Source organism: Amycolatopsis speibonae, from assembly GCF_042647925.1.
GTDB lineage: Bacteria > Actinomycetota > Actinomycetes > Mycobacteriales > Pseudonocardiaceae > Amycolatopsis > Amycolatopsis speibonae.
The window spans coordinates 1-25,845 of sequence record NZ_JBHRWK010000108.1 but is presented as its reverse complement, the minus strand read 5'-3'; the positions used below and the strand labels follow the sequence as shown (position 1 = coordinate 25,845).

The following is a 25,845-nucleotide window of genomic DNA, read 5'->3' as shown; positions in this document are numbered from 1 at the left end:
CTGGTTTTTGTTCCGTCGCAAGAACAATCATCCCAAGCCAGAGGGCATTTGCGTACCCAGACACACCCCAAACACCACATCAACACCGGTGGATCCAAGCTGAGCGTCCCCAATGCCACACCTTGCCTTAACCCTCAACGGAACCGTCTTGCGGCCGGCTGGGCCGATTCGTCAGTGGCGGCCCTTGAGGGTGGTAGCGCCGGCGTAGCGGGCCTCGGTGCCGAGCTTCTCTTCGATGCGGATGAGCTGGTTGTACTTGGCCGTGCGGTCGGAGCGCGACAGCGAGCCGGTCTTGATCTGGCCGCAGTTGGTGGCGACGGCGAGGTCGGCGATGGTGGTGTCCTCGGTTTCGCCGGAGCGGTGCGACATCACCACGGAGTAGCCCGCCTTGTGCGCGGTCTCGACCGTGGTGAGGGTTTCGGTGAGCGTGCCGATCTGGTTGACCTTGACCAGGATCGAGTTCGCGATGCCACGCTCGATACCGTCGTTGAGCAGGTTCACGTTGGTGCAGAACACATCGTCGCCGACGAGCTGGACGCGGTCGCCGATGGTGTCGGTGAGCTGCTTCCAGCCGGTGAAGTCGTCCTGGGCGACACCGTCCTCAATGGACACGATGGGGTAGCGCGAGGTGAGGTCGGCGAGGTAGGCCACGTGCTCCTCGACGCTGCGCTTGCGTCCTTCGCCCGTGTAGTCGTAGACGTCGCCGGTGTAGAACTCGGACGCGGCCGGGTCGAGCAGCAGGGCGATGTCCTCGCCGGGGGTGTAACCGGACTTCTCGATCGCGCGCAGCACGAATTCGAGTGCTTCGTCGGCGGAGCTGAGGTTCGGCGCGAAGCCGCCTTCGTCGCCGACGTTGGTACCGTGCCCGGCTTCGTGCAGCGAGGCGCGCAGGGTGTGGAACACCTCCGAGCCCATCCGGACGGCTTCGGCGAAGGTCTCGGCGCCGAGCGGGCCGATCATGAACTCCTGGAAGTCGATCGGGTTGTCCGCGTGCGCGCCGCCGTTGATGATGTTCATCATCGGCATCGGCAGCAGATGCGCGAACACGCCGCCGACGTAGCGGTACAACGGAAGTCGCTTCGCGGCCGCGGCGGCCTTGGCCACGGCGAGCGAGACGCCGAGTGTGGCGTTGGCGCCGAGCCGGGCCTTGTTCTCGGTGCCGTCCAGCGCGATCAGCGCGCGGTCGACGTCGGCCTGCGCTTCCGCGTCGCGCCCGACGATGGCCTCGGCGATCTCGGTGTTGACGGCGTCGACGGCTTTGCGGACACCCTTGCCGTGGAAGCGGGTCTCGTCCCCGTCGCGCAGTTCGACGGCTTCCTTGGTCCCGGTGGAGGCGCCCGACGGTACGGCGGCCTGGCCGAGCGAGCCGTCCGCGAGTTCGACCTCGACTTCGACGGTCGGGTTGCCCCGGCTGTCGAGGATCTGACGGCCGTGGACGCGGATGATCGCGGTCATTTTGCTCCTCGATGAGTCGCGCCGGAACGCCGTGCCGGAACGGCCACGGCGGCCTGGCTGCGGTGCGCGGCCCCCAGCGAGCCGCGAGACATCCGCGAGGCTAGCAGAAATCCACTGAATCGATCCCGTGCCCTGACCAGGCCTGCGTGAACGATTAGCGGCTTTACGATGCCTCGGGAGCGCTAGGGGTCGGAGTGGAATTCCAGGTTCTGGGATCGATCACGCTGCGGGCGGGCGAGCGGGTGTTCGCGGTCGGCGAGCCACGTCAGCAGCAGATTCTGGCGGTGCTGCTGCTCGATGCCGGGCGGACGGTCGGTGTCGACACACTGGTGACCCGGGTCTGGGGCGAGGCGCCGCCCAACCAGGTTCGCCGTTCCCTGCAGGCGCACATCGCGCGCATCCGGCGGGTGCTGGAGCAGGCCGAGCCGGGGAGCGCGCGGCTCGTGCGGGACGCCGGTGGTTACCGGCTGGACATCGGCCCCGGCCAGGTCGACGTGTTCCGGTTCCGGAGCGCGGTGCGGGACGGCGACCGTGCCGCGCTGGCCGAGGCGCTGCGCCTGTGGCGGGGCGAGCCGCTGGCCGGGCTGCCGGGGGAATGGGCCGAGCGCACCCGCAGCACCCTGAGCCAGGAACACGAGGCCGCCGTGGTGGCCTGGGCGACGGCCGAGATCCAGGAAGGCAAGGCGGCCGCCACGATCGGTCGGCTGACCGAGCTGCTCGGGGAGCATCCTCTGCACGAGGGGGCCACGGCGGTGCTGATGCGCGCGCTGTACGCGGTGGGCCGGGCGGCCGACGCCCTTGCCCTGCACGAACGGATCCGCCGGGCACTGCGTGACGAACTCGGTGTCGATCCCGGTCCGGAGCTGGCCGCGGTGTACGAAGCCGTGCTGCGCCACGACCTTTCACCGCGGGAGCCGGGACGGCCGGTCGTACCCGCGCAACTGCCCGCCGATGTCACCGAGTTCACCGGCCGGGACGGCGAGATCGCCGAGCTGGACAGACTGGCGGACCGAGTGGGTGACGAGCCGGTGATCGTCTGCTTGACCGGCACGGCCGGGGCGGGCAAGACGGCGACGGTCGTGCACTGGGGCCATCGGGTGCGTGACCGGTTCCCGGACGGGCAGCTGTACCTGGATCTGCGCGGGTACGCGCCGGAGCAACCGGTGCCGCCCGAGGACGCGCTCGCCGCGTTCCTGACCGCGTTGCTGCCCGGCGGCGCGGAGGTGCCGCTCGGCGCGACCGAACGCGCCGCCCGGTTCCGCACCGAGCTCGACGGACGGCGGATGCTGGTGGTGCTGGACAACGCGGCGTCGGTCGAGCAGGTCCGCGCGCTGCTGCCCGGCACCGGCACCTGCGCCGTCGTGGTGACCAGCCGCGACTCGCTCACCGGTCTCGTGGCGCTGCACGGCGCGCACCGGGTCACCGTGGACCAGCTTCCACTCGCCGACGCGGTCACCTTGCTCAGGCGCCTGGTCGGGCGGCGGGTGGACGCCGAACCCGGGGAGGCCGCCGCGCTCGCCGAGCGGTGTGTGCGGCTGCCGCTGACCCTGCGCCTCGCGGCCGAGCTCGCCGTGTCCCGGCCCGCGGTCCCGCTGTCCCGGCTGGTCGCCGAACTCAGCGAGGCTCAGCGCACCCTCGACGTGCTGAGCGGCGGAGACGACCAGCGGGCCGCCATCCGTGCGGTGTTCTCGTGGTCGTCGCGGCACCTGAGTGACCAGGCCGCCGCCGCCTTCGCCGTGCTCGGCCGCCACCCCGCCCGGACCTTCGACGTCCACGTCGTGGCCGCGCTCGGCGGACAGCCGCTCGAGACGGCCCACACCCTGCTGAACACCCTCGTCCGCGCGCACCTCGTGCAACCGGCTGGCGTGGACCGGTACCTCATGCACGACCTGCTCAAGGCATACGCGGCGGAAACCGGCAGCGTCGACGAGCGTGCCGCGCTCGACCGCGTCTACGCCTACTACCTCGCCACCATCGCCGCGGCGATGGACCGGCTCTACCCCGGCGAAGCCCGCCGCAGGCCGTCGGTCCCCGCAGCGGCGAGCCCGGTGCCCGGGTTCCCCGGCGCCGACGACGCGCGGGATTGGCTGGCCGCCGAACTCGCCACGATGCCGGCTCTGGCCGCGCACGCCGCGACGCACGGCCGGCCCGAGGCCGCGGTGACGTTGTCCCGGTTGTTGTTCCGCTACCTCGACGGGCGCAACGAGATCGTCGCCATCTCCATCCACGATCACGCGCGCGCCGCCGCCCACACCACCGGCGACCGCGTCGGCGAAGCGACCGCCCTCCACGCGCTCGGCGGCGTCCATCTCCAGGCGGGCCGGGCCGACGAGGCCGTGGCGCACCTGCGGGCCGCGTCCACCCTGTTCAAGGAGATCGGCGACCTGTCGTCGCAGGGCCGGGCCGTGGCCGCCGTCGGCATGGTCGAAGAACGCGCGGGACGGTACCGGCCCGCCATCGACCACTATTCCCGTGCGCTGGCCCTGTTTCGCCATGACACCGACCTGGTGGCCCAGGCGCACGTCCTGACCAGGCTCGGCGCCACCCAAGCCCGGATCGGGCACGCCGCAGCGGTGACCAATCTGGAGCATGCGATGGCGTTGCACGAGCGGGCGGGCCACCACTTCGGGCAGGCGTGGGCCAAACTCGGATTCGCCGAGATCGCCCTCACCCGCGGCCACCTGAGCGACGCCCTCACCCTGCACACCGAAGCCGTGGAACTGTTCCGCGCCGTCGGCCATCTCGGAAGCGAAGCCTGGGCCATCGACGGTCTCGGCAGGACCCACACACTCCTCGGACGGCCCGGCAGCGCGGCCGAACATCACCGCCGCGCCCTCGACCTGTTCACCACCCATGGCGACCGCGACGGCGAAACCTGGGCACTCAACGGGCTCGGCGAAGCGTGCCGCGCCGATGGCGACCCCGCCGCCGCCCGCACGCAGCACGCCGCGGCGGTGCACCTCGCCGGCCGAACCGGTGCGCGAGAACAAGAAGCCCGGGCTCACCACGGTCTCGCCAGAGCCGCCGCCGACATCGGCGACCTCCCCACCGCACAACGGCACTACACCGACGCCTTCGCGATCTATCGCGACCTCGGCCTGCCCACCGCCGACCTGATCCGAAAGGAACTGGCCGACCATCCCGAGCAAGGGCCGAGGCCGGAGGACAGCGCGTGAAGGCCCCTTCCCTCGGCTGAGCCGAGGGAAGGGGGACTTCACGCGCGAAACGATCTTGGTGGTCAGCCGTGCTGTGGTCCTCCGAAGGCGAAGAAGGCCGTGAAGCCGCCGACGAAGTTGGTCTGGATCCGGCTGTACAACCGGTTGTCGGTGCCTCTCACGATGAACTGATCGGCCACCGTCCGGGTGGGCGTCGCCGTCCCGCCGCTCGCGGCGGGGTTGCCGAAGGATTTGCCGCCGAGGTCGATGTACCCGCCGAACCGGTTCGACCCGGGTGGGCGCCGGTTCAGGTAGGTACGGAGGTTGGTGCCCCGGTGGTAGAACTGCAGCCCGGTGTCCTTGGCGATGGAGACGGCGATGTCGCTGGTGGCGATACCGCCCAGATTGACCCAGCCCGGGGCGTTGAAGTTCCAGGTGAAGATGGCGTTGCTGCCCGATTGGCGGGTGAACACCTCGTTGCCCCGGAAGGTGAACATGGCGCCCTCGTTGACGAGCGTCGGGTTGCCGGTGGTGAACAGGTCGCCGAGCTGTGTCCAGCCGGGGATCGACCCGGTGGTGTTGTCGATGACCGTCGAGTACAACCGGTTGACCACGCCTCGCACGACGAGCCGGATGCTGATGTCGAGGCCCGGAGAATCGACGACAGCCGCCGAAAGCTCGCTGGTGGCGTAGAGGCCGAGGTCGGACCAGCCCTGCGGCGCACCCTGGACGAGCAGATTGGTGAAGACCCGGCCGGTGTCCATGTCACGGGCGAAGATCCGGATCATCGGCAGCCGGGAGCCCCGGGCGGGGATCTTGACCGCGGTGACCTCGCTGGAGATCCGCAGCCCGGGAATGACCTCGAAGGCGGTCGGGAAGTTGTACGAGACGACCAGGCTGGTGATCGCCTGGTTGTCGGTGTTCCTGGCGAAGATCTGCGCGCCTTCGGGCGCGGTGACGCCCGTCGGGTCGCCGATGATCTGCTGGCCGAGGGAACGGAAGTCCGCGTAGCCGTTGGTACTGGGCGTTCCCGGGCTGTACAGGATGGTCTTGTCCAGCCCGCGGGAGACCATGAACAGTCCCGACGGGTCGATCACCGGGGTGCTGTTGAAGGTGACGTCCGGATCCAGCGGCGCCGCGTCGGCGAGGGCCGTTCCCGGTGCCGTGAGGGCGACCAGGGCGGACATGGCCACCCCCGCCAGCGTCCTGACCAGTATCCGGCGCCGGTTCCGCGGCCTGGCCGCGGGACCGGCGCTGTTTCTCCTGCCTGTCGTGATCATCTGTCCTCCGTAAGTGGTTGAGACCTGGTGAAAGCTAGGTCCACCCACTTGCGGGAATGTTGTGGAACCGCAGTGGCCGACAGCCCGGCGCCGGGGGAGGCACCCCGGTCCCGGATTCCTTGCTACATCTTCGTCGCGATCGACATCGATGTCTTCGAAGGTCGAGGAACGCTCCCGGGGGAATTATCGACAGGCTGCTCGCCACTGCGTGAAAATGGCCTGGAATATTCGTTGTCCGTCGGGCCGGGTCCTGCGAAATCCATCGACGTCCCGATTGTCTCGGGGTGTCCTTCTGGGATTCCTTGACAGCGACTTCCCTGTCTCGGTACACAGGCCATGTCGGTACTCGGCCACGGGGAGGCTGGAGCAAAACTCGGGCCAAGTGGTTGTACCGCAACGTGTCCGACACGGCGGACGCGGGGAAAGGGAACAAGGAATCGGAAAGGAGGTGTGCACATGTATTCGAAGCCGACCCTGCTCAAACTCGGTTCTTTCGAGCGGCTGACGAAGCACAGCCGTCCGGCCAAGAAGGACAAGGCGGGACGTCGTCGTCCTCGCCACGTTCTGCTCTGATAAGTCGCTGTCAGGCGCGTGGTGGCGCGATATCCGCAAGTCGGGATATCACGCCGCCGCGTGTATTTCGGGATCGGTTTCGAACGGGGCGGCCTTGACGGTGAACAATGCTCATGCGGGGGAGTGGCTGATCGCGCTTCCCGACCATCCGGATGCCGCCGCGGTCGTCGCCGGGCTCGGCCCGGCACCGCGGCGAGTCGACCATCCTTCGGGCAGGCCCTGGCTGATCGGCCGCTGGGATCCGGTCGACCTGCGGGTCGGTTCCGCCGGAGACGCGGGGTCCGTCGCGGCCCTCGGGTTCTGTTCGGCCACAGCCGAGAAGCTGTCGAAGCTCGCGGAGCGGGCCGGTGACGTGTCAACGCTGGACGATCTCCCGCTGGCAGGCAGTTTCCATCTTCTGGCCACCTTGGGCGGCACCAGCCGGATCCAGGGCAGCCTGTCGGGTTTCCGCCGGGTGTTTCATGCCTCTGTGGGCGGGGTGACCGTGGCGTCGACTCGCGCGGACGTGCTGGCCGAGCTGGTCGGAGCCGACATCGACCGGTCGCGGCTGGTGCTGCGGTTCCTGCTGTCGGAGGTCCCGCTCCACACCGTGAACTCGCCGCTCTGGCAGGGAATACACGCGGTGGACGAGGACTCCTGCCTGCTCCTCTTCCCTGACGGGCGCTTCCGGATCCGGCGGCGCTGGGAACCGCCCCTCGACGACCTGCCGCTGGCTGAGGCGGCCGAGGCGCTGCGGGTGGCGCTGGCCGACGCGGTGCAGACCCGGCTGGACACGGGCCTGACGGTGACCGCGGATCTCTCCGGTGGCCTGGATTCCACCACCTTGTGCTTTCTGGCCTCGCGCGGAGGCCGTCCCCTGACCGCTGTCACCCAGCTCGCCATGGACGTCGGCGACGACGACCCCCTGTGGGCGGATCTGGCCGCCGAGCACCTGCCGAAGCTGCGCCGGATCAAGGTTCGCCGCGCTGAACTGCCCGCCCATTACAGCGACGTCCTCGACCGCTTCCCGCCGACGGAAGAGCCGTTTCCCGGCGTTGAGGACCGCCCCATGTATCGCGCGCTGGCAGCGAGGGCGGCCGCGGCGGGGTCGCAGGTCCACTTGACCGGTGACGGCGGCGACGAGACCTTGATGGGCGGCGCGGCAGGCGTGTTCGAACTGCTGCGCGCCCGGCCGTTGACCGCGTTGCGGCGACTGCGTGCGTACCGGGCGCTGGAGCATTGGAAATGGCGCGATATCGCCAAGTACGCCCTGGAACGGCGGAGCGACTATCCGGTCTGGCTGGCGAAACGCGCTCGCGGCATCGTGGCCTCGCCACTGGACGACGAGGGTGCGTCCAACCTCGTGCAACTGCCGCCATGGGCCACGGCCGAAGCGGTCGACCTCGCCCGGGGCCTGCTTCGGGAAGAAGCGGAAAAAGCCCGTCAGCACGGGCACAACTGGACGGCTCACCACACGATCTGGGGAATCCGCCTCTGCGCGAGCCTGGTGCGGGCGACGACACCGCTGTACGCGGCGGAAGGAATCCGCGTGACCTCGCCGTACCTGGACGACGCGGTGATCCAGGCCTGCATGGCGGCTCGCGCGCATGAACGCCGCACTCCCTGGCAGTACAAACCCCTTCTGGCGGAAGCGATGCGGGGCATCGTGCCCGAACGGTGCCTGGCGCGCTCGACGAAAGCCGAGGGCTCCAACGTCGAGCACGACGGCTTGCGCGCCAACGCGGGCCGGCTGGCCGCGTTGTGCGACGAATCGCGGCTCGGCCGGTTGGGTTTGATAGACCCAGGCACGGTGCGCGAGATCTGCACCAGCTTCCGGATGCGGCTGTTCACCCCGTACGCCCTTTCCATCACCCTCAGCTGCGAGCGGTGGCTGCGCGATCTGGAACAGCCGGTCACCGCGGACTCCACCCCGGGGAGTGCCTCATGACCTTGCGGCTGCGCGACGACGTGTCGCTGACCGAGGGCGAAGACGGTGGCGGTGTGCTTCTCGACGAGCGCTCCGGCGAATACTGGCAACTCAATCTCAGCGGCTTCACGACCTTGCGGATGGGGCTCGCGGACGCCGACGAGCAGGTCATCGCCCGCGCCCTGGTCCCCGATGGCGCGCCGACCGGCGTGGAGCAGGCGTTGCTCGACGTCAGGGAACTCGTCGAGCAGCTGGTGTCGGCCGGGCTGGTGACCCGGTCGTGAGCTCGCCGGAGACGCTGTTCGCCGCCGATCGGCCGCCGTTGCTCGTCCGGTTGGCGGCCCGGCTGGCGGTCGCCGTCGCACTGCCGATGTCCCATCTCCCGCCCCGCCGGATCCGCCGTCTGCTGTCGGTGCTGCGCCGGGGCGCGGTTCCGGCCACCTACGGGCAGGCGCGGGCGGCGCGGTCGGCCGTCATCACGGTCAGCCTGACCTGTGCCGGCAAAGGCTGTCTGCCCCGGTCGATCGCCACCGCGCTGCTGTGCCGGCTGCGGGGCCGGTGGCCGACGTGGCGGGTCGGGGTGCGCACCGGACCGTTCGGCGCGCACGCGTGGGTCGAGGCCGAAGGCCGTGCCGTGGACGAGGGGGAGCAGATACTGGCCTTCCGTCCGCTGATGACGGTCGAACCACGTCACCGCTAGCGGTTTCGCCCGGTGGATACCATCGAATCCGGGAATCCCGACAGATATCGACAAGGCATCAGGGAGCCTGCATGGTCACCGAGGTCCAGTCCGGTCGCGCCGATCGGAACGCCGATGTGGACGAGGAAGATCAGGAGCCGGAGACCGACGAGAAAGTGCGGGTGAATTGGCGCGAACTCGTCCGGATCACCCGCGGCCATCGGCTGCCGATCGCCGGGGCGATGGGATTGGCACTGCTCGGCGGCCTGACCGGTCTGGCACAGCCCTTGCTGGCGACCAAAACCATCGACGCGTTCTCCGGCAGCCGCCCTTACGCGCTGCTGCTGACCTTGCTGGGCTTGGTGTTCCTGGCCGAAGCCGTCATCACCGCCTTCAGTCATTACATGCTCGAACGCACCGGCGAGAGCATCGTCCTGGGGCTGAGGTTGCGCATCGTCGACAGGCTGCTGCGCTGGCCGATGCGCCGCTACCAGCAGCACCGCCTCGGTGACCTGCTCACCCGCACCACCAGCGACACCACCCTGCTGCGCGATTCACTGGCGTACGACCTCGTCGAGGCCACCGTCGGCGTGTTCATCATCATCGGCGGCATCGCGATGATGATCTGGCTGGACGCCATGATGTTCCTCATCGTGGCCGCGATCGTCGGCACGATCGGTGGCCTGACCATGCTGCTGCTGTCGGGAATCCGCACCTCGGTGGAAGACGCGCAGGACAACCTCGGCGGGATGAGCGCCGAACTGGAACGTGCGCTCATCGCCATCCGGACCGTGCGCGTGATGCGCGCCGAAGGCCGCGAGAAGGACCGCATCGGCCGCCTCGCCCGGGAGGCCTATGCGAGCAGCCTGCAGGCCGTCAAACGCAACGCCGTCGTCAATCCGGCGATGACCCTCGCCGTGCACGGCGCCATGATCACCGTGCTCGTGGTGGGCGGACTGCGGGTGGCCGGCGGCGGGACCTCGCTGGCCGATCTCGTCGGTTTTCTGCTCTACGTCACCTATATCGCCACGCCGATGGCGAACATGTTCGACGTCTTCGCCACGCTGCAACGAGGGTTGGCCGCCCTGCAGCGAGTCGACGACATCACGCGGATTCCCACCGAGGACGAGGAAAACACGCGGCCGGCGACCACCCGCCCCCGCGCCCTCGAGAACTCTCCGGACACCGAGACCCCGGCGATCGAATTCCGTGAGGTGGGGTTCTCCTACGAACCCGACCGTCCGGTGTTGCGGGAGGTGTCGTTCAGCGTCGAACGCAACAGTCACGTCGCGCTGGTCGGCCCGTCCGGCGCGGGCAAGTCGACGATTTTCGCGCTGATAGCCCGCTTCCACGATCCGCAGACCGGGCACATCCTCCTGGGTGGACGGGACAGCACCCACGAGATGTCCGTCGACGAGTGCCGCGAGGCGATCAGCTTGGTCGAGCAGAGCGCACCGGTCATGCACGGCTCCCTGCGCGAGAACATCGTCTACGCCAAACCCGGGGCCGAAGCCGCCGAGATCGACCGTGCCGTCGAACTGGCCAGTCTGGAAGGTCTCGTCCGCCGGTTACCGCAAGGCCTCGACACCCCGGTGGGTGAGCACGGCAGCGCCCTCTCCGGCGGTGAGCAGCAACGGGTCGCCATCGCGCGGGCCCTGCTGCCACGTCCGCAGCTGCTGCTGCTCGACGAACCGACCTCACAGCTGGACGCGGCGAACGAAGCGGTCCTGGCCCGCACCATCGAGCACATCACCGCCGAATGCACGCTGCTGGTGATCGCGCACCGGCCGTCCACGATCCAGGCGGCCGACAAGACCGTCCTGCTGAACCACGGGCGCGTCGAGGCGATCGGGCCGTACTCGGGTCGTGAGGGGTAAGTGACGCTAGAACGTCACTTACCCCTCACGACCGCCTGTACCGACGCCTCACCGGGCGCACCAGTCGTTCAGACCGCCTGCGCCAGCGTCAGCGCGCCACCCGCCGCCGAAAGCAGGAGGACGGACCAGCGGACGGAGCGTTCGCCGACCCGGCGGCTCAGCGCCCGTCCCAGCAGGTCACCGGCGAGGGCGGCGCCCGCGACCGAGACGAGCACGCTCACGGGCACCTCCACCCAGCCGAGACTGGGCAGCGCGACCAGGCCGAGCAGGAAGAAGTAGATCGACAGCGTTCCGCGCGTCTCGTCCGCGCCCCAGCCCGCGCTCGCCCCGTACACCGCCACGGCGGGCCCGGAGAGCCCGGCGACGGAGTTCATCGCCGCGCTCAGCACACCCGCGCCGACGGCACCCGTCCGGCCCGCCAGTCGTCTGCTGGTGATCCCGCTCGCCAGCACGCCGACGGCGAGGACGCAGCACCCACCCGCCGCGAGCAGCAGCGGACGTTCGGGAACGCCGCGGACCACGAGCGCGACTACCGGGGTGAACACCACCGCGGGCACCGTCAGCCAGGCGACCTGCGCCCACCTGATCGCCCGCCAGTGGGTGATCGCGACCGCGAGATAGACCGGGAAGCCGAGTAGCAGGGTGAGCCGGACGGCGTCGAGCGGGCCCAGCGCCAGCGCCAGGAACGGGACGCACAGCAGGGAAAGCCCCATACCGGAAAGGCGCTGGGCGACGACCCCGGCCGCCGCCGCAAGCGAGGTCATGGCCAGGGTTCCCACCCGGCCACTGTGGACCGGACGCGGGACGGGACGGTAGCCGGTGCCGGACGAGGACGTCATAGCCCACCGCTATGACCAGCTATCGGACAGTGCCGAATCAGGGGTCGTGAGTGTTTTGGGTCGTTCTAACGACACTGTTCACTCACGACGTGTCTTCCACGAACTGGACCCCTCGATCGCGCGGATTCTGGCCCTTCTGGCCGTTCCAGTCGTGCCGCACGCTCAGCGTCACTGCCTTTTGGAACAGACGGGAGCGTGAGATGAAGATCGGTGTCCCTCGTGAAGTCAAGAACCACGAGTACCGGGTCGCGGTGACACCCGCGGGCGTGCACGAGTTCACCTCGGCCGGGCATGAGGTGTTCGTCGAGCGCGGGGCCGGGGAAGGGTCTTCCCTCCGCGACGAGGACTACGCCGCGGCGGGGGCGAAGGTGCTGGACAGCGCCGACGACGTCTGGGCGACCGGCGAACTCGTGCTCAAGGTCAAGGAGCCGATCGCCGAGGAGTACCACCGCCTGCGGCGCGACCAGCTGCTGTTCACCTACCTGCACCTCGCCGCGAGCGAGGCGTGCACGCGGGCGCTGCTGGACGCCGGCACGACGTCGGTGGCCTACGAGACGGTGCAGCTGCCGGACGGTTCACTGCCCCTGCTGTTCCCGATGAGCGAGGTCGCCGGACGGCTGGCCCCGCAGGTCGGCGCGCAGACGCTGATGCGCGCCAACGGCGGCCGCGGGGTGCTCATCGGCGGGGTCTCCGGGGTGGCCCCGGCGCGGGTGGTCGTGCTCGGCGCCGGTGTGGCGGGGATGAACGCGGTCGCCGGCGCGGCCGGGACCTGGGCCGACGTCGTCCTGTTCGACAAGAACGTGGACAAGCTCCGTGCCGCCGACCGGATGTACCAGGGCCGGATCCGCACCGCCGCGGCGAACGCCTTCTCGATCGCGGAGGCCGTGGTCGACGCCGACCTCGTGATCGGCGCGGTGCTCGTACCCGGTGCCAAGGCGCCCAGCCTGGTGTCGAACGAGCTCGTGTCCCGGATGAAGCCGGGCAGCGTGCTCGTCGACATCTCCGTCGACCAGGGCGGCTGCTTCGAGGACACGCGGCCGACGACGCACGCGGAGCCGACGTTCGCCGTGCACGACTCGGTGTTCTATTGCGTCGCCAACATGCCCGGCGCGGTCCCGCACACCTCGACGTACGCGCTGACGAACGTCACGCTGCCCTACGCGCTGGAGCTGGCGAACAACGGCCTGTCCGCGGCCGTCGCACGGTGCCCGGAGCTGCGTGGCGGGGTCAGCACGGTGGACGGGCGGCTGACGTCCGCGCCGGTCGGCGAGGCGCTCGGGATCGACTCGGTCGCGTTCGGCTAGGTGGTGCGGGCCGGGATCTGGAGCTAGGTTCAGACCCCGGCCCCGTCGCCGTGAGGGAGGTGCCGTTGCCGCGAACGCTGATCGAAATCGACCGGACGTCCGCCGAACCGCTCTACCGGCAGGTCCGGCGCGCCATCGAGCACGGCATCGCGATCGGCACGTTCGACCCCGCTCACCGGCTGCCGAGCTCGCGTGAGCTGGCCGCCGAACTCAGCGTCTCCCGCAACACGATCAACCTCGCCTACCAGGAGCTGGTCGCCGAGGGGTTCGTGGAGAGCCGGGAGCGCAGCGGGCTGTTCATCAACGCGGAGATGCGGCCGCACTGCGCGGTGCAGGAGCGCGGCACCAGCCCGTCCATCGACTGGAGCAAGCGGGTGCGCCGGTATCCGGACGCCGGGGTGCCGCACGTCGAGAAACGCGTGGACTGGCACACCTACCCGTACCCGTTCCTCGCCGGGCAGGTGGACGTCACCGCCTTCCCGGCGCGGTCGTGGACCCGCTGCCTGCGTGACGCGCTGTACCGGCCGCACGTGTTCCCGAGCCTGCAGGACAGCGTCGGCTCGGACGACCCGATGCTGGTCGACCTGATCTGCCGTCAGCTGCTCACCGCGCGGGGGATCGAGGCCGATCCGTCCGAGGTGCTGATCACCGTCGGCTCGCAGCAGGGGCTCGACCTGCTCGGCCGCGCGCTGCTCGGGCCGGACAGCGTCGTCGCGATGGAGAACCCGGGGTACCTCGACGCCCGGCACATCTTCCTCCGCACCGGGGCCGGGTTGCGCGGCGTCGACGTCGATCAGAGCGGCCTGCGCCCGCCGGAAACCCTCGACGGCGTCGATCTGCTCTACCTCACCCCGAGCCACCACCATCCGACGAACGCGACGTTGAGCATCGGCCGCCGCCGACGGCTGCTCGGCCTGGCCGCGAGCGCGGGCACGGTGCTCGTCGAGGACGACTACGACAGCGAATTCCGGTACCACGGCAGCCCGACCCCCGCGCTCAAGGCGCTCGACGGCACCGGCGACGCGATCTACCTCGGTACCTTCTCCAAGTTCCTCTCACCAGGCCTGCGGCTGGGCTATCTCGTCGGACCGCGCGAACTGGTGCGGGAGCTGCGGGAGATCCGGCGGTACGTGCTGCGGCATCCGCCCGGTCACCTCCAGCGCGCGCTGGCGCTGCTCATCGACAGCGGCGAGTACCACCGGTCCCTGCGGCGGTACCGCACGAAACTGATGCGGAAATGGGAGGCGACCTGCGCCGCGGTCGCCGAGCATCTGCCGTGGGCACAGACGGCGTATCCGCCGGGCGGGGTCAGTCTCTGGATGACCGGACCGTCCGAACTGGACTGCCGGGCGCTGATGGAGCGCGCCGAGCGCGACGGTGTCCTGATCGAGCCCGGTGACATCTTCTTCGTCGGGGACGACCCGCCGCGCAACCATTTCCGGATCGGCTTCGCGGCGGTGCCGTTGCGCGACATCGACCCCGGTATCCGCCTGCTCGGCGAGGCTTGCCGCGACCTCCTCGGCGGCTGACGGCCAACTGGTACCACCGCACCGGAGCGTTCTGGACCTGTTCAGGCGGCCAGATGTATCGCACTGTCTGGGGATCCTTCGTGAGCCAGGACACGTCGCCAGGAGGTCCGTGTGGTGCAGTCCCTTCCAGAAGATCCCCGTAGTGCCGCCGAATTCGTCGCGCTCGGGGGCACCGTGCTCACCCTGGATCCGGCGGGGAGACGGGTCCGCGCGCTGGCCGCGAGCGGCGGCCGGATCACCGCGCTGGGTTCCGAACGTGAGATCTCCCGGCTGATCGGCCCGGAGACCACGGTGCTCGACCTCGCCGAGCGCACGGTGATCCCCGGTTTCGTCGAATCCCACAACCATCCGGCGTTCTTCGGGATGACACTGGCCGCGCCGGTCGACGCCGGCAGCCCGCCCAACGACACCATCGCCGACATCGTCGGCAGGGTCGCCCAGGCGGCCAAGGATCTCGGGCCGGGGGAGTGGATCCGGGGTTTCCGGTACGACGACACGCTGCTCGCCGACGGCCGCCATCCGACGCGGGCGGACCTCGATCCCGTCGCCGGCCGCAATCCCGTTGTGCTGACCCACGTTTCCGGGCACTTCTGCACCGCGAACTCGCTCGCCCTGCGCGAAGTCGGGATCACCGCCGAGACACCGGACCCGCCGGGCGGGCTCATCGTGCGTGACGCCCGGGGCGAGCCGACCGGGGTGCTCGTCGAGACGGCGGCCTTCCTGGTCACGTCGCGGCTGCCCGGGCAGAGCGCGGGAGAACTGGCCGAAGCCCTGCTCCTGGCGGACGAGGAGTACCTCGCCAACGGCGTGACCTCCGTGCACGACACCGGCATCGGACTCATCGGCGGAGCGGCGGAACTGGAGGCGTACGCGCTGCTGCGGCGGGCCGGGAAACTACGCGTCCGGGTGCGCGGCTACCTGTTCGACGGCCTGGTTCCCGGCCTGGACGAAGGAAGGCCGGAAGCGCCGGACACCGGCGGCGTGACCGACAAGTTCGCGATGACGGGCGTGAAGATCGTCGCGGACGGGTCGATCCAGGGCAAGACCGGCTGCCTCGCGGAGGGCTACACCTGCGACCCGGACGAGCACGGCATGATGCTGCTCGAACCCGCCGATCTCGGCCGCCGGATCGCCGCGCTCGACGCGGCGGGCTGGCAGGTCGCCGTGCACGGCAACGGGGACGCGGCGATCGACGCGATCATCGACGGCTACTCGCGGCTGGGTTCGCCGACGGGAACCGGCAGGCGGCACCGGATCGAACACTGCCAGACGGTGCGCGAAGACCAGCTGGACCGGATGGCCGCCCACGACGTCCTCGCGTCGTTCTTCGTCAAACACGTCTACTACTGGGGAGACCGGCATCGCGACGTCTTCCTCGGCCCCGAGCGGGCGCGCCGGATCAGCCCGCTGGTCTCGGCCCGCTCGCGCGGAATCCACTTCGGACTGCATTCGGACACCCCGGTGACGCCGGTGCCGCCACTGGAGGGGATCTGGTGCGCCGTGCGCCGGACCACCAGACAGGGCAAGGTGCTCGGCCCCGAACAGGCTGTCGATGTCGATGCCGCTTTGCGTGGCTACACGATCGACGCCGCCTATCTGGCGGGCGAGGAGAACCTCAAGGGCAGCCTGGAGATCGGGAAGCTCGCCGATCTCGCGGTGCTGTCCGGCGATCCCACCACGGTCGACGCCGACCGGATCCGCGAGCTGACCGTGGACGCCACCGTCAGCGGCGGCGAGGTCGTCTGGCGGCGCGAGACGGCGGGAGCACCATGATGATCCGCAGCTGGCCGAGTGTCCTCATCGGACTGTTCGTCCCCGCTTTCGCCCTGTTGGCAGGAATTCTGGTGCTGTCGGGATCGACGGCGTCGGTACTGGGCATCCCGGTGCTGTTCTTCTGGGTGTTCTGCTGCTGCCCGCTGACCACCCTGTGCCTGTGGATCAGCTGGCGTTTCTTCGACCGCGCCCACTACCCGGAGGACGACTGATGCTGATCGCGATCGTGGCGGTGGTGATGGCGGGCTCGATCGGGCTCGCGGTGTGGGTCGGCCGGTCCACCCGCGGTGGCGGGATCTCCGAGTTCCTGGTCGGCGGCCGCTCGTTCCCGGCGTGGCTGGTGTACTTCCTCGCGGTCGGCGAGGTGTACAGCATCGGGACGATGATCGGGTTCCCGAGCGGGATCTACGCGCACGGCGCGAGCTACGGCATCTGGTTCCTCGGCTACATCCTGCTCGCGTACTCGCTGGGCTATTTCCTGGCCCCGCTGGTGTGGCGGGCGGCGAAACGGTACGACGCGATGACCGTGCCCGACGTGTTCGGACGGCATTTCGACAGCAGGCGGCTGGAGCTGATCACCTGTGTCACGATGCTGATCGCGCTGGTCCCGTGGGGGCAGTACCAGTTCATCGGTCTCCAGGTGGTGCTCAGCAATCTGGGGCTGCGGCTGGATCCCGTGCAGTGCGTGGTGCTGGCGGGCATCGTGGCGTTCGTCTACATCGCCGTCTCCGGGGTGCGGTCGCCCGCGTTCGTTTCGATCCTCAAGGATCTGTTCATGCTGGTCGGCGTCGTGCTCGTGGGCGTGGCGGTCGTGGTCGCCGCCGGAGGCACCGCGAAGGTCAGCGGACCCGAGGTGCTCAGCGCGGTACAGACCACCATGGGCGGCTCGGAACTGACGTTCGCGATGACGACGATCCTCTTCCAGAGCATCGTGTTCTACCTCGGTTTCGGTGGCGCGTATGTGTTCCCGGCCCGGTCCGAACGCGCGGTGAAGAGCTCGACCGTGTGGATGCCGCTGTACATGCTGATCTACCCGTTCCTCGTGCTGGCCGCGTACTACGGCGTGCGCGCGCATCCGGACCTGAAGAACCCGAACACGGTGTTCATGGTGACAGCCAAGGGTTTGCTGCCCGACTGGCTGCTCGGCCTCGTCGCCGCCGGCGCCGCGCTCTCCGGCGTGCTGGTGCTGGCCGCGACCGCGCTCACCATCGGTGGCATGGTCTGCCGCAACCTCGCGCCGAACATCCCGGCCACGGCGCAACGACGGTGGACGGTCGTCGCGGTGGCGAGCTTCCTTGTCCTGGCGGCGGTCCTGACCCTCGTCGCCTCGACATTGATGCTCACGATCCTGAACCTGACCTACAACCTGCTGGCCCAGGTCGTCCCCGGCTGGCTCGCGATCCTGTTCGTGCGCCGGGTGCGGACGGCCGCGGTGGCCGCCGGGATGATCACCGGAGTGCTCGCCGCGATCGTCCTTTACGTCACCGGTGCGACGTTCGGCGGGTTCAACGCGGGTCTGGTTTCGATGGGGCTGAACGTGGCCGTGGTGGCGGTCTGGAGCCTGGCGGCGCCGGACAAGGCGCGGGTGCCGGTGGCGCTGTCGGCGGAGAACGCCCCGGTCGCTGCGGCGGTGCCGTCACCGAGTACGTGATTGAAGGCGGATCTCGCGTGTCTGGAGACGGAAGTCTCGCACCGCAGGTCATCCGCCTCCAAACACGCGAGATCCGGCTCCAAGCACGCATGATCCGGCTAGCTCGATCGCGCCCGCCACGAACGCAAGGCGAGACGTCGCGCCGGAGCAGGTGCCGCGGCTTCCTCGGCCACCTGACTCCCGTACACCGCCTTGGCCACCGAAAGTTTCAACTCCCGGCACCGCCGGACGACGTGCGGCGGGAACCCCGTACCGGTCGGCCGGTCCGGTATCCCGCCCGCTTCGGCGTCGTACGACGTCCATCCCGAGCCGAGGTCGATCAGGCTTTGGTGCTTGGTCGTGTAGTACCCGCGCGACACGCTGACCGCGAGACCTGCCGCGCCGGCCGCCGCGGCGACCAGGTGCAGGTGGTAGCGGCTGGAGATCCAGGTCTGCCCGGGCGCCAACGGCAGACCATGGCGCCAGATGTCGCGGAACGGATGGAATTCCGCGCCGGCGAGTTCGTGTTCCAGCAACGCCGGAACGGCGCGGTCGATCCGGGGGATCCCTTCGACGACCGCGAGTTGCCCGGGGTGCACCTCCCACGAACGCAGCAAGCCCAGCACCTGGGCGGCCAGCACGGACGGCTCGAAGGCGCCGATGTCGGACTGGACGCACAGCACGAATTCGCGCGCCGGTGCGGAGGGCGACTGCTCGGGCGGTTCGAGGAAGACGTCGTCGCACGTCCGGGCGACCCCGGGGAGCAGTTCGGCGGACGGATCGTCGCGGACGTCGACGACATCGAAGCGGTCGGCGAGAGACCGGAGCAGGTCGGTGGCACCGGGCGGGAAAGGCGTCAGGCCCTGCCCGGTCATGGCCGTGCGGGCGCCCGACCGCCGGGCGGCGGCCGCGGCGCCCGCGATCAGTCCGACGTGCCGCGGCCACAGCGCGTTGAGGTAGCCGCCGCCGATCAGGTGCACCACGTCGGTCCGGCCGAGCAGGGCGATGCCCGCGTCCCACCGCGGCGCGAGCCCGGGGTCGTCCACCGCCGACTGTACCCAGCGCGCCACTTCCCACGGATCGTCCGACGGTGCCTCACCGCACAGCCGCCACAGGGTGTCCGTGCAGCGCAGACGCGGGTGCAGATCGTTCAGCAGCAGTTGCGCGGGCCCCGGCGAGTGGGTGTCGAGCCAGACGTCGGCCTCCGGCTCGGTCCGCGCCAGATACCGCAACCACGTCGCCGCGATCAGCTCGTCGCCGAAATTGGGAAAGCCGCTGGGGCCGACCAGATAATGACGGCGGCGGGGCCCGTCGAAGGTCACTGGGCGACGGTGATCTGCGTGTCCAACGCCTTGTCGCCCTGCGCCTTCTCATTACCGGTCGCTTCGCTCTTGACGCGATCCTTGGCCACACCCGCTCCTTCGAGAGTGGTGGCGATCGCTTCCGCGCGCTTTTCGGAGAGCGCCTTGGACTTTTCCGCGTCGGGGTAACCCGCGTGGGTGGCCACGGCGACCTTGACGTCGTTGCCCTGCATGGCCTTGGCGATCTCGCCGAGCGCCGACTTGCTCTTCTCGGACAGCTCGGCGCTTTCCGTGGTGAACATGATCGGTGACTGCTGGAGCGCCTTCTGGATCGCCGCCGTCACCTTCTGGGCCGCTTCGCCGCCTGCCTGCCCCGCGTCCCCGGTGCCCGCTCCCGAAGAAGCCGGGGCGCCGGCGTCGGCCGACGACGCGGCTGCCCCGCTTGAAGCGGTTCCATTCGCGCCAGATGTTCCCGACGCACCGTTTTCGCCCTCGGAGCCGCACGCGGCGACCAGACCGGCCACGATCGCCACGCCCGTTACCGTCCGGGCAATTTTCCTGCGCATGAAGTTCGAACTCCCTTTGGCCGTCTCCGCTTTGGCTGACGCCAGGCATACGAACACGAAAGAGCGAAAAGCGCCAACGGTGATCGGGCGACCGGACGTCAAGTCCACCCGAGTGGGCGACCTCGGCCGCCGCACCTTTGCGGTGGTCGAGGCTGTTTTCCTTATCTGGAAAGGGTAAATGAGGTGAAGTCGCGAAGACTCACCCAACCGTCCGGCTCAAGTTGCAGGACGGCGTGAATGACCTTTGATGGATGTACGCGCCGGAATTCCGGCGTTCCGGAAATCGACCTCCAGAGGAGTTCGCATGGGTATCGACTTCGAAGGCATGAAGGACAAAGTGAGCGGGGAGCACGTCGACAAGGCCGCCGATTTCGCCAAATCCCGCTTCGGTGAACACTCCGACAAGATCGACACAGCCGCCGACAAGGCGAAGGGCTTTCTCGGCGACTCCGGTGACCAGCAGCAGGGCGACCAGCAGCAGGACTCACCCCCGGGTCAGTAATCCGAGGACGTCACGGAACGGGGCGTACCCCGACGTGACCGAAGTGTCGAGAACCCGGGAGCGGCGGTAGAAAGGGCTGAGGTCGAGCCCGACGCCGACCCCGCGGATCTCGACCGTGTTTTCCTGTCGCAGCACGGTTTCCCGCAGATGCTCGTCCAGGTAGTGCGGATCGTTCGCCAGGCTCGTCGCGCTGTCCATCGGACTGCCGTCGGAGAGGACGAGCAGGATCCGGCGCGCTTCCGTTCGCGCGCGCATCCGGTCGCAGGCCCAGGCCACCGCCTCACCGTCGATCCCCTCCCGGAAGAGATCGGCTTTCAGCAGGGCCGCGAGATCCGGACGTGCCCGGCGCCACGGGGTTTCGGCGTCCTTGAACACGAGGTGGAGCCGTTCGTTGAGCCTGCCGGGATGCCGCGGCCGTCCCGCTCGCCTCCACTCCCGTCCGGGCTTGCCCCCGTTCCAGCCGCCGGTCGTGAAGCCGAGCACTTCACAGCTCGCGCCGGCCAGTTCGATCGAGCGCGCGAAGAGGTCGACCAGCGTGGCGACGGGTTCCGCGTGCGCCGTCATCGAACCCGAGCAGTCGATCAGGAACGTCACGAGCGTGTCCGCCACCGGTTCGATCCGTTCGGTGCGGAAGATCCGCCGTTCGGTGGGGGAGCTGATGAGCTGTGCCAAGGTGCGGCCGTCGAGGTGGCCTTCCTCCTGGCCGCCGTCCCAGCCGTCGCGCGCGGGCTCCGCGAGTACCGTCTTGAGGTCGCGCGCCAGCCGCCCAGGGCTGACGCCCTGCCTGCCGATACACCGGTCGAGCCGTTCGCGGAGTTCGGGCAGCAGCCCTGGGCGCACCAAGTCCGACGCCCGCCGTTCCCGGTCGTACGCGGTGGTGTAAACCCGGTACGCCGCACCGGATTCACCCAAGGTCCGGCTGGTTCCGGCGGTCGCGGAGGGGATCTGCTCGCCGAGGCTAGCGTCGAAGTCGATCACCAGGCTGAACCGCGGGTCGGTGGGATCGCCGTCGTCCTCGGCCTCGCTGTCGGTCGCGGTGAGCAGGCCGCCGATCGTCCGGGCGATCCCCAGCGCGTGCCCGGCGAACGCCGCCTGGTCCTGCCGGTGCCGCCGCAGCCCGGCGAGGTCGTGGCCGAGCGACGGCGCCAGCGCGAACCTGGTCGCCTCGATGAGGTCCTCGGTCTCCTCGACCACAGGTTCGCCGGTGATCCGCGACCGGCAGATCTGCGCGACCGTGTACAGCAGCAGGCCGCGGGCGGTCTCGGTCAGCCCGGATCGGTGGAACTCCAGCGACCAGCGGAGATGGCGACGGCGCAGGTTCCGCCGCATCCCCGGCAGCTCCGCGGGCGGGAGCGACTCGACGCGGAACTGTTCCAGCAGCTCGAAAATCCCGCATTCGGCCGGATCCTCGGGGCGCAGGCTCCGGTGCAGGGCGGCGTCCGAGGCTGTCAGGCGCAGCGCCATCCCGTCCGCGATCCCGCGTGAGGACAGCAGATCGTCTTCGGCGGACTGAAGCAGATGCGGCGCGTGCAGGGGCAGCGGTTCGCGTCCCCGATGCAGCCGCCTTGCCCGGAAGTGCAGTGCCGGATCGCCGCTGAGCGCCCGGACAGCGGCCGCGCACAGCTCCTCGACCTGATCGCGGCGCCGGGTTTCCGCCTGCCCCGAGGTCATGCCGAGAGCAGGTGGAGTTCGTCGTCGAAGCACCGTTGGAAGTACTCCGCCACGATGGCGTGCTCGGCCTCGTCGCATTTGTTCACGAAGGACAGCTGGAACGCCGTCGCCGGATCGCCGAAGATCTCGATGTTCTCCGCCCAGGTGATCACCGTGCGCGGGGACATCAAAGTGGACAGATCACCGGCCTGGAAACCCTTGCGGGTCAAGGCGGCCACCGCGACCAAAGACGCCGCGAGCTCTTCGGGAACGCCGGGCACCCTCGCCCGCACGATCGCGATCTCCTCGGCGGCGGGCAGGTAGTTCAGCGACGCCACGATGTTCCAGCGGTCGATCTGCGCGTGGTTCAGCCGCTGCGCGCCGTGGTAGAGCCCGTTGAGGTTGCCGAGCCCGACGGTGTTGGCGGTGGCGAACAGCCGGAAGGACGGATGCGGGCGCAGGACCCGGTTCTGGTCGGTGAGGGTGAACTTGCCGTCGCGTTCGAGGATCCGCTGGAGCACGAACATGACGTCCGGGCGGCCGGCGTCGTATTCGTCGAGCACCAGCGCGACCGGTCGTTGCAACGCCCACGGGAGGATGCCCTCCTGGAACTCTGTGACCTGTTTGCCCTCGCGCAGCACGACGGTGTCACGGCCGACGAGGTCGAGGCGGTTGAGGTGGCCGTCCAGGTTGACGCGCACGCACGGCCAGTTGAGCCGCGCGGCGACCTGCTCGATGTGGGTGGACTTCCCGGTGCCGTGCAGGCCCTGCACCAGCACGCGGCGGTCGCGGGCGAACCCGGCGAGCAGGGCCAGCGTCACGTCCGGGTTGAAGCGGTACGCCTCGTCGATCTCGGGTACGTGCTCGTCGCGTTCGCGGAACGCGCCGACGACGAGATCCGAATCGATGCCGAAGACGTCGCGCACCGGGAGCCGAAGCTCGGGGACCATGAGAACTCCTTACGACGGAACACTTTCCGCATCGGACCCGCCCTCGGCGTCGACGCGGCTGATCGCCTCGGCCGCGCGCTGCAGCGCCGGGAGCGTTTGCAGTGCCTTGTCCGGCGTCAGCCGCATGACGGGCGCCTGCACGGCGACGCAGAGGTTGGCGCGTCCCGGGACGAGGACCGCGACGCAGACCAAGCCGGGCAGGAACTCCTCGTCGTCGAGGGCGAATCCGTCGCGGCGGATGCGGGTGAACTCGGCCTCGAGCGCGTCGAGGTCGGTGAGGGTCTTGTTCGTGTACTGCTTGAGCGGCGCGTGCGCGAGCAGTTTCCGCCGCTGCGACGGCCTCATCTGCGCGAGGACCATCTTGCCGCTGGCCGAACAGTGGATCGGCACGCGCGATCCGGGCCGGAGGTAGAACCGCAGCGGCTCCGGGGTCTCCACCCGGTCGAGGTACACGATTTCGTTGCCCGACAAGGTGGTCACGTTGCAGCTCTCGCCGAGTTCGTCGACGAGATGGCGCAGGACGGCGTGCCGCGCGCCGTGGTGGGTCGCGTTGAGGAGCAGGTTCTCCGCGAGCTGCCGCAGCCGGTGACCGGTGCCGTAGTGGCGGCCGTCGGCCTGGCGGACGAGCAGGCTCGCGCCTTCGAGCTGCTGCAGCATGCGGTGCAGCGTCGGTTTCGGCAACCCTGTCTCCTCGACGAGGCCCTGCAGGGAGACCAGCTGATCCTTGGCGGCGATCAGCTCGAGCAGGGAGAACAGCCGGATGGTCGGCGTGTCCCCGTTGATCGGATCGGGTTCGCGAAGCAGCTCCATGTCCCGAAAAGTAGCACATGGCGTCTCGATTTTCAGGATCCGACGTTGACCCTGGGCGATAGTCGTCCTATCGTCGACCGCATCCTGATTTCAGGAACGCCACGTATCGTTTTTTGTAAATCTCGCCTGTCGAAGGAGCGGAACATGACGGAACGGAAGACGGGTGACGGCCGCACGGTCGTCAGCGGCCGGAAGAAGATGACCCCGTCCGAGGCCTTCGTCGAGACGCTCGTGGCCAACGGCGTCACCGACATCTTCGGCATCATGGGGTCGGCGTTCATGGACGCGATGGACATCTTCGCGCCGGCGGGCATCCGGCTGGTACCGGTGGTGCACGAGCAGGGCGCCGGGCACATGGCCGACGGCTACGCCCGGGTGAGCGGCAGGCACGGCGTCGTCATCGGCCAGAACGGCCCTGGTATCAGCAACTGCGTGACCGCGATCGCGGCCGCCTTCTGGGCGCACAGCCCGGTCGTCATCGTGACCCCGGAGGCGGGCACGATGGGCACCGGCCTCGGCGGCTTCCAGGAGGCCGACCAGCTGCCCATGTTCCAGGAGTTCACCAAGTACCAGGGGCACGTCAACAATCCGAAGCGGATGGCGGAGTACACCGGCCGCTGCTTCGACCGGGCCCACTCCGAACTCGGCCCGACGCAGCTCAACATCCCGCGCGACTACTTCTACGGCGAGATCGAGGCCGAGATCCCGGAGCCGGTCCGGCTCGACCGCGGTCCCGGCGGGGAGCGGAGCCTCGACGAAGCCGCCGCGCTGCTGGCCACGGCGGAGTTCCCGGTGATCATCTCCGGCGGCGGAGTGGTGATGGCCGACGGCGTCGAGGAGTGCAAGGCGCTCGCCGAACGCCTCGGCGCGCCGGTGGTGAACAGCTACCTGCACAACGACTCGTTCCCGGCGAGCCACCCGCAGTGGTGCGGGCCGCTGGGTTACCAGGGTTCCAAGGCCGCGATGAAGCTGATCTCGCAGGCGGACGTCGTGATCGCGCTCGGCTCGCGGCTCGGCCCGTTCGGCACGCTGCCGCAGCACGGCATGGACTACTGGCCCAAGGACGCGAAGATCATCCAGATCGACGCGGACCACAAGATGCTCGGACTGGTCAAGAAGATCACCGTCGGCATCTGCGGTGACGCCAAGGACGCGGCCGTCGCGCTGACCCAACGCTTGTCGGACCGGACGCTGGCGTGCGACGCCACCAAGGACGTCCGTGCGGCGAAGATGAAGGCGGAGAAGGACGAGTGGGAGGCCGAACTCGACGCCTGGACCCACGAGAACGACCCGTTCAGCCTCGACATGATCGAGGAGCAGGAGACCGAGGAAGGCAACTGGCTGCACCCGCGGGAAGTGTTGCGGGAGCTGGAGAAGGCCATGCCGCCGCGGGTGATGGTGTCGACCGACATCGGCAACATCAACTCGGTCGCGAACAGCTATCTGCGGTTCGAGGAGCCGCGCAGCTTCTTCGCGCCGATGAGCTTCGGCAACTGTGGCTACGCGCTGCCGACCATCATCGGCGCCAAGGCCGCGGCGCCCGACCGGCCCGCGATCTCCTACGCCGGTGACGGCGCCTGGGGGATGAGCATGGGCGAGGTCATGACCGCGGTCCGCCACGACATCCCGGTCACCGCGGTGGTGTTCCACAACCGGCAGTGGGGCGCGGAGAAGAAGAACCAGGTCGACTTCTACAACCGCCGGTTCGTCGCGGGTGAACTGGAGAGCGAGAGTTTCGCGGGGATCGCGAAGGCGATGGGCGCGGAAGGCGTCGTAGTGGAGAAGCTCGACGAGGTCGGCCCCGCGCTGCGGCGCGCCGTCGAGGCGCAGATGAACGAGGGCAAGACCACCGTCATCGAGATCATGTGCACCCGCGAGCTGGGCGACCCGTTCCGTCGCGACGCGCTGTCCAAGCCCGTGCGGTTCCTGGAGAAGTACAAGGACTACGTGTAGGTCGTTTCACGCGTGAAGGCCCCCTTCCCCTTGGGTTCTAGTGGTGGTTGCAACACCTGACTTGTCTCAGGGGTTGTGTTGTTTGAGATCCGTGGGGATCGGTCGCCTCAGGG

At 69.3% G+C, this 25,845-nt stretch carries 21 protein-coding genes; 13 read left to right on the top strand and 8 right to left on the bottom strand.

Annotated features, from left to right (window positions below):
- Positions 1–171: 171 nt before the first annotated feature.
- Positions 172–1,455, bottom strand: coding sequence for a phosphopyruvate hydratase (gene eno, locus ACFOSH_RS41920; RefSeq protein ID WP_378247016.1), 1,284 nt, complete (start codon positions 1,453–1,455; stop codon positions 172–174).
- A gap of 194 nt (positions 1,456–1,649) precedes the next feature.
- Between eno and ACFOSH_RS41915 the strand changes: the two genes are divergently transcribed.
- On the top strand, positions 1,650–4,631 hold the full coding sequence (locus ACFOSH_RS41915; protein WP_378247014.1) for an AfsR/SARP family transcriptional regulator: 2,982 nt from the start codon (positions 1,650–1,652) through the stop codon (positions 4,629–4,631).
- Between the two features lie 62 nt (positions 4,632–4,693).
- Here the strand turns inward: ACFOSH_RS41915 and ACFOSH_RS41910 are convergent, their stop codons facing one another.
- Positions 4,694–5,890, bottom strand: a complete 1,197-nt coding sequence (locus ACFOSH_RS41910) for a hypothetical protein (protein WP_378247012.1) — start codon at positions 5,888–5,890, stop codon at positions 4,694–4,696.
- 456 nt (positions 5,891–6,346) lie between these two features.
- Here ACFOSH_RS41910 and ACFOSH_RS41905 point away from each other — a divergent pair, with 456 nt between their 5' ends.
- The 5 genes from ACFOSH_RS41905 (at position 6,347) to ACFOSH_RS41885 (ending at position 10,925) form a co-directional block, all read left to right on the top strand.
- Positions 6,347–6,463, top strand: a complete 117-nt coding sequence (locus ACFOSH_RS41905) for a lasso RiPP family leader peptide-containing protein (protein WP_005163738.1) — start codon at positions 6,347–6,349, stop codon at positions 6,461–6,463.
- A gap of 100 nt (positions 6,464–6,563) precedes the next feature.
- Complete coding sequence (locus ACFOSH_RS41900) at positions 6,564–8,390, top strand: asparagine synthase-related protein (RefSeq protein ID WP_378247009.1); 1,827 nt, start codon at positions 6,564–6,566, stop codon at positions 8,388–8,390.
- Positions 8,387–8,653 carry a PqqD family peptide modification chaperone gene (locus tag ACFOSH_RS41895; protein WP_378247007.1) on the top strand — a complete coding sequence of 89 codons (267 nt, stop codon included), beginning with the start codon at positions 8,387–8,389 and terminating at the stop codon, positions 8,651–8,653. The genes ACFOSH_RS41900 and ACFOSH_RS41895 overlap by 4 nt, the downstream gene beginning before the upstream one ends.
- On the top strand, positions 8,650–9,069 hold the full coding sequence (locus ACFOSH_RS41890) for a lasso peptide biosynthesis B2 protein (protein WP_378247005.1): 420 nt from the start codon (positions 8,650–8,652) through the stop codon (positions 9,067–9,069). Before ACFOSH_RS41895 ends, ACFOSH_RS41890 begins: the two co-directional genes overlap by 4 nt.
- A gap of 71 nt (positions 9,070–9,140) precedes the next feature.
- Entirely contained in the window at positions 9,141–10,925 is a 1,785-nt protein-coding gene (locus ACFOSH_RS41885) for an ABC transporter ATP-binding protein (protein ID WP_378247003.1), read from the top strand.
- 68 nt (positions 10,926–10,993) lie between these two features.
- Here ACFOSH_RS41885 and ACFOSH_RS41880 read toward each other — a convergent pair whose 3' ends face one another.
- Positions 10,994–11,704, bottom strand: a complete 711-nt coding sequence (locus tag ACFOSH_RS41880; RefSeq protein ID WP_378247001.1) for a TSUP family transporter — start codon at positions 11,702–11,704, stop codon at positions 10,994–10,996.
- A 260-nt stretch (positions 11,705–11,964) separates the two neighbouring features.
- Between ACFOSH_RS41880 and ald the strand changes: the two genes are divergently transcribed.
- The 5 genes from ald (at position 11,965) to ACFOSH_RS41855 (ending at position 18,021) form a co-directional block, all read left to right on the top strand.
- Positions 11,965–13,068, top strand: a complete 1,104-nt coding sequence (gene ald / locus ACFOSH_RS41875; protein ID WP_378246999.1) for an alanine dehydrogenase — start codon at positions 11,965–11,967, stop codon at positions 13,066–13,068.
- A gap of 65 nt (positions 13,069–13,133) precedes the next feature.
- Entirely contained in the window at positions 13,134–14,597 is a 1,464-nt protein-coding gene (gene pdxR / locus ACFOSH_RS41870; protein WP_378246997.1) for a MocR-like pyridoxine biosynthesis transcription factor PdxR, read from the top strand.
- A gap of 111 nt (positions 14,598–14,708) precedes the next feature.
- Positions 14,709–16,370, top strand: coding sequence for an amidohydrolase (locus tag ACFOSH_RS41865; RefSeq protein WP_378246995.1), 1,662 nt, complete (start codon positions 14,709–14,711; stop codon positions 16,368–16,370).
- Positions 16,367–16,582 carry a DUF3311 domain-containing protein gene (locus tag ACFOSH_RS41860; protein ID WP_378246993.1) on the top strand — a complete coding sequence of 72 codons (216 nt, stop codon included), beginning with the start codon at positions 16,367–16,369 and terminating at the stop codon, positions 16,580–16,582. Before ACFOSH_RS41865 ends, ACFOSH_RS41860 begins: the two co-directional genes overlap by 4 nt.
- Positions 16,582–18,021, top strand: a complete 1,440-nt coding sequence (locus tag ACFOSH_RS41855) for a sodium:solute symporter family protein (RefSeq protein ID WP_378246991.1) — start codon at positions 16,582–16,584, stop codon at positions 18,019–18,021. The genes ACFOSH_RS41860 and ACFOSH_RS41855 overlap by 1 nt, the downstream gene beginning before the upstream one ends.
- Positions 18,022–18,119: 98 nt before the next feature.
- On the opposite strand, the gene ACFOSH_RS41850 is transcribed toward ACFOSH_RS41855, so the two are convergent.
- A complete protein-coding gene (locus ACFOSH_RS41850; RefSeq protein WP_378246989.1) occupies positions 18,120–19,322 on the bottom strand; it encodes a polysaccharide pyruvyl transferase family protein in 1,203 nt (400 codons plus the stop codon).
- Entirely contained in the window at positions 19,319–19,975 is a 657-nt protein-coding gene (locus tag ACFOSH_RS41845) for an OmpA family protein (protein WP_378246987.1), read from the bottom strand. Before ACFOSH_RS41845 ends, ACFOSH_RS41850 begins: the two co-directional genes overlap by 4 nt.
- A gap of 196 nt (positions 19,976–20,171) precedes the next feature.
- Here ACFOSH_RS41845 and ACFOSH_RS41840 point away from each other — a divergent pair, with 196 nt between their 5' ends.
- Positions 20,172–20,369 (top strand): antitoxin, encoded by a 198-nt coding sequence (locus tag ACFOSH_RS41840; RefSeq protein WP_378246985.1) that lies wholly within the window; start codon positions 20,172–20,174, stop codon positions 20,367–20,369.
- Here the strand turns inward: ACFOSH_RS41840 and ACFOSH_RS41835 are convergent.
- From ACFOSH_RS41835 to ACFOSH_RS41825, 3 genes are read right to left on the bottom strand one after another with little or no spacing between them, the layout of a single operon-like run.
- Positions 20,352–22,040, bottom strand: coding sequence for a cobaltochelatase CobT-related protein (locus ACFOSH_RS41835; protein WP_378246983.1), 1,689 nt, complete (start codon positions 22,038–22,040; stop codon positions 20,352–20,354). The two genes, ACFOSH_RS41840 and ACFOSH_RS41835, sit on opposite strands and share 18 nt — an antisense overlap.
- On the bottom strand, positions 22,037–22,969 hold the full coding sequence (locus tag ACFOSH_RS41830) for an AAA family ATPase (protein WP_378246981.1): 933 nt from the start codon (positions 22,967–22,969) through the stop codon (positions 22,037–22,039). The genes ACFOSH_RS41835 and ACFOSH_RS41830 overlap by 4 nt, the downstream gene beginning before the upstream one ends.
- A gap of 9 nt (positions 22,970–22,978) precedes the next feature.
- Complete coding sequence (locus tag ACFOSH_RS41825) at positions 22,979–23,779, bottom strand: IclR family transcriptional regulator (RefSeq protein WP_378246979.1); 801 nt, start codon at positions 23,777–23,779, stop codon at positions 22,979–22,981.
- A 144-nt stretch (positions 23,780–23,923) separates the two neighbouring features.
- Here ACFOSH_RS41825 and xsc point away from each other — a divergent pair, with 144 nt between their 5' ends.
- Positions 23,924–25,732 (top strand): sulfoacetaldehyde acetyltransferase, encoded by a 1,809-nt coding sequence (gene xsc, locus ACFOSH_RS41820; RefSeq protein ID WP_378246977.1) that lies wholly within the window; start codon positions 23,924–23,926, stop codon positions 25,730–25,732.
- Positions 25,733–25,845 lie beyond the last annotated feature (113 nt).

Excerpts from the sequence above, each read along its gene's own strand:
- ACFOSH_RS41905 (WP_005163738.1), top strand. The coding sequence starts at position 6,347 with ATGTATTCGAAGCCGACCCTGCTCAAACTCGGTTCTTTCGAGCGGCTG.
- eno (WP_378247016.1), bottom strand. The coding sequence starts at position 1,455 with ATGACCGCGATCATCCGCGTCCACGGCCGTCAGATCCTCGACAGCCGG.
- ACFOSH_RS41860 (WP_378246993.1), top strand. The coding sequence starts at position 16,367 with ATGATGATCCGCAGCTGGCCGAGTGTCCTCATCGGACTGTTCGTCCCC.
- ACFOSH_RS41895 (WP_378247007.1), top strand. The coding sequence starts at position 8,387 with ATGACCTTGCGGCTGCGCGACGACGTGTCGCTGACCGAGGGCGAAGAC.
- ACFOSH_RS41910 (WP_378247012.1), bottom strand. The coding sequence starts at position 5,890 with ATGATCACGACAGGCAGGAGAAACAGCGCCGGTCCCGCGGCCAGGCCG.
- ACFOSH_RS41830 (WP_378246981.1), bottom strand. The coding sequence starts at position 22,969 with ATGGTCCCCGAGCTTCGGCTCCCGGTGCGCGACGTCTTCGGCATCGAT.
- ACFOSH_RS41825 (WP_378246979.1), bottom strand. The coding sequence starts at position 23,779 with ATGGAGCTGCTTCGCGAACCCGATCCGATCAACGGGGACACGCCGACC.
- ACFOSH_RS41885 (WP_378247003.1), top strand. The coding sequence starts at position 9,141 with ATGGTCACCGAGGTCCAGTCCGGTCGCGCCGATCGGAACGCCGATGTG.
- ACFOSH_RS41835 (WP_378246983.1), bottom strand. The coding sequence starts at position 22,040 with ATGACCTCGGGGCAGGCGGAAACCCGGCGCCGCGATCAGGTCGAGGAG.
- ald (WP_378246999.1), top strand. The coding sequence starts at position 11,965 with ATGAAGATCGGTGTCCCTCGTGAAGTCAAGAACCACGAGTACCGGGTC.
- ACFOSH_RS41840 (WP_378246985.1), top strand. The coding sequence starts at position 20,172 with ATGGGTATCGACTTCGAAGGCATGAAGGACAAAGTGAGCGGGGAGCAC.
- ACFOSH_RS41855 (WP_378246991.1), top strand. The coding sequence starts at position 16,582 with ATGCTGATCGCGATCGTGGCGGTGGTGATGGCGGGCTCGATCGGGCTC.
- xsc (WP_378246977.1), top strand. The coding sequence starts at position 23,924 with ATGACGGAACGGAAGACGGGTGACGGCCGCACGGTCGTCAGCGGCCGG.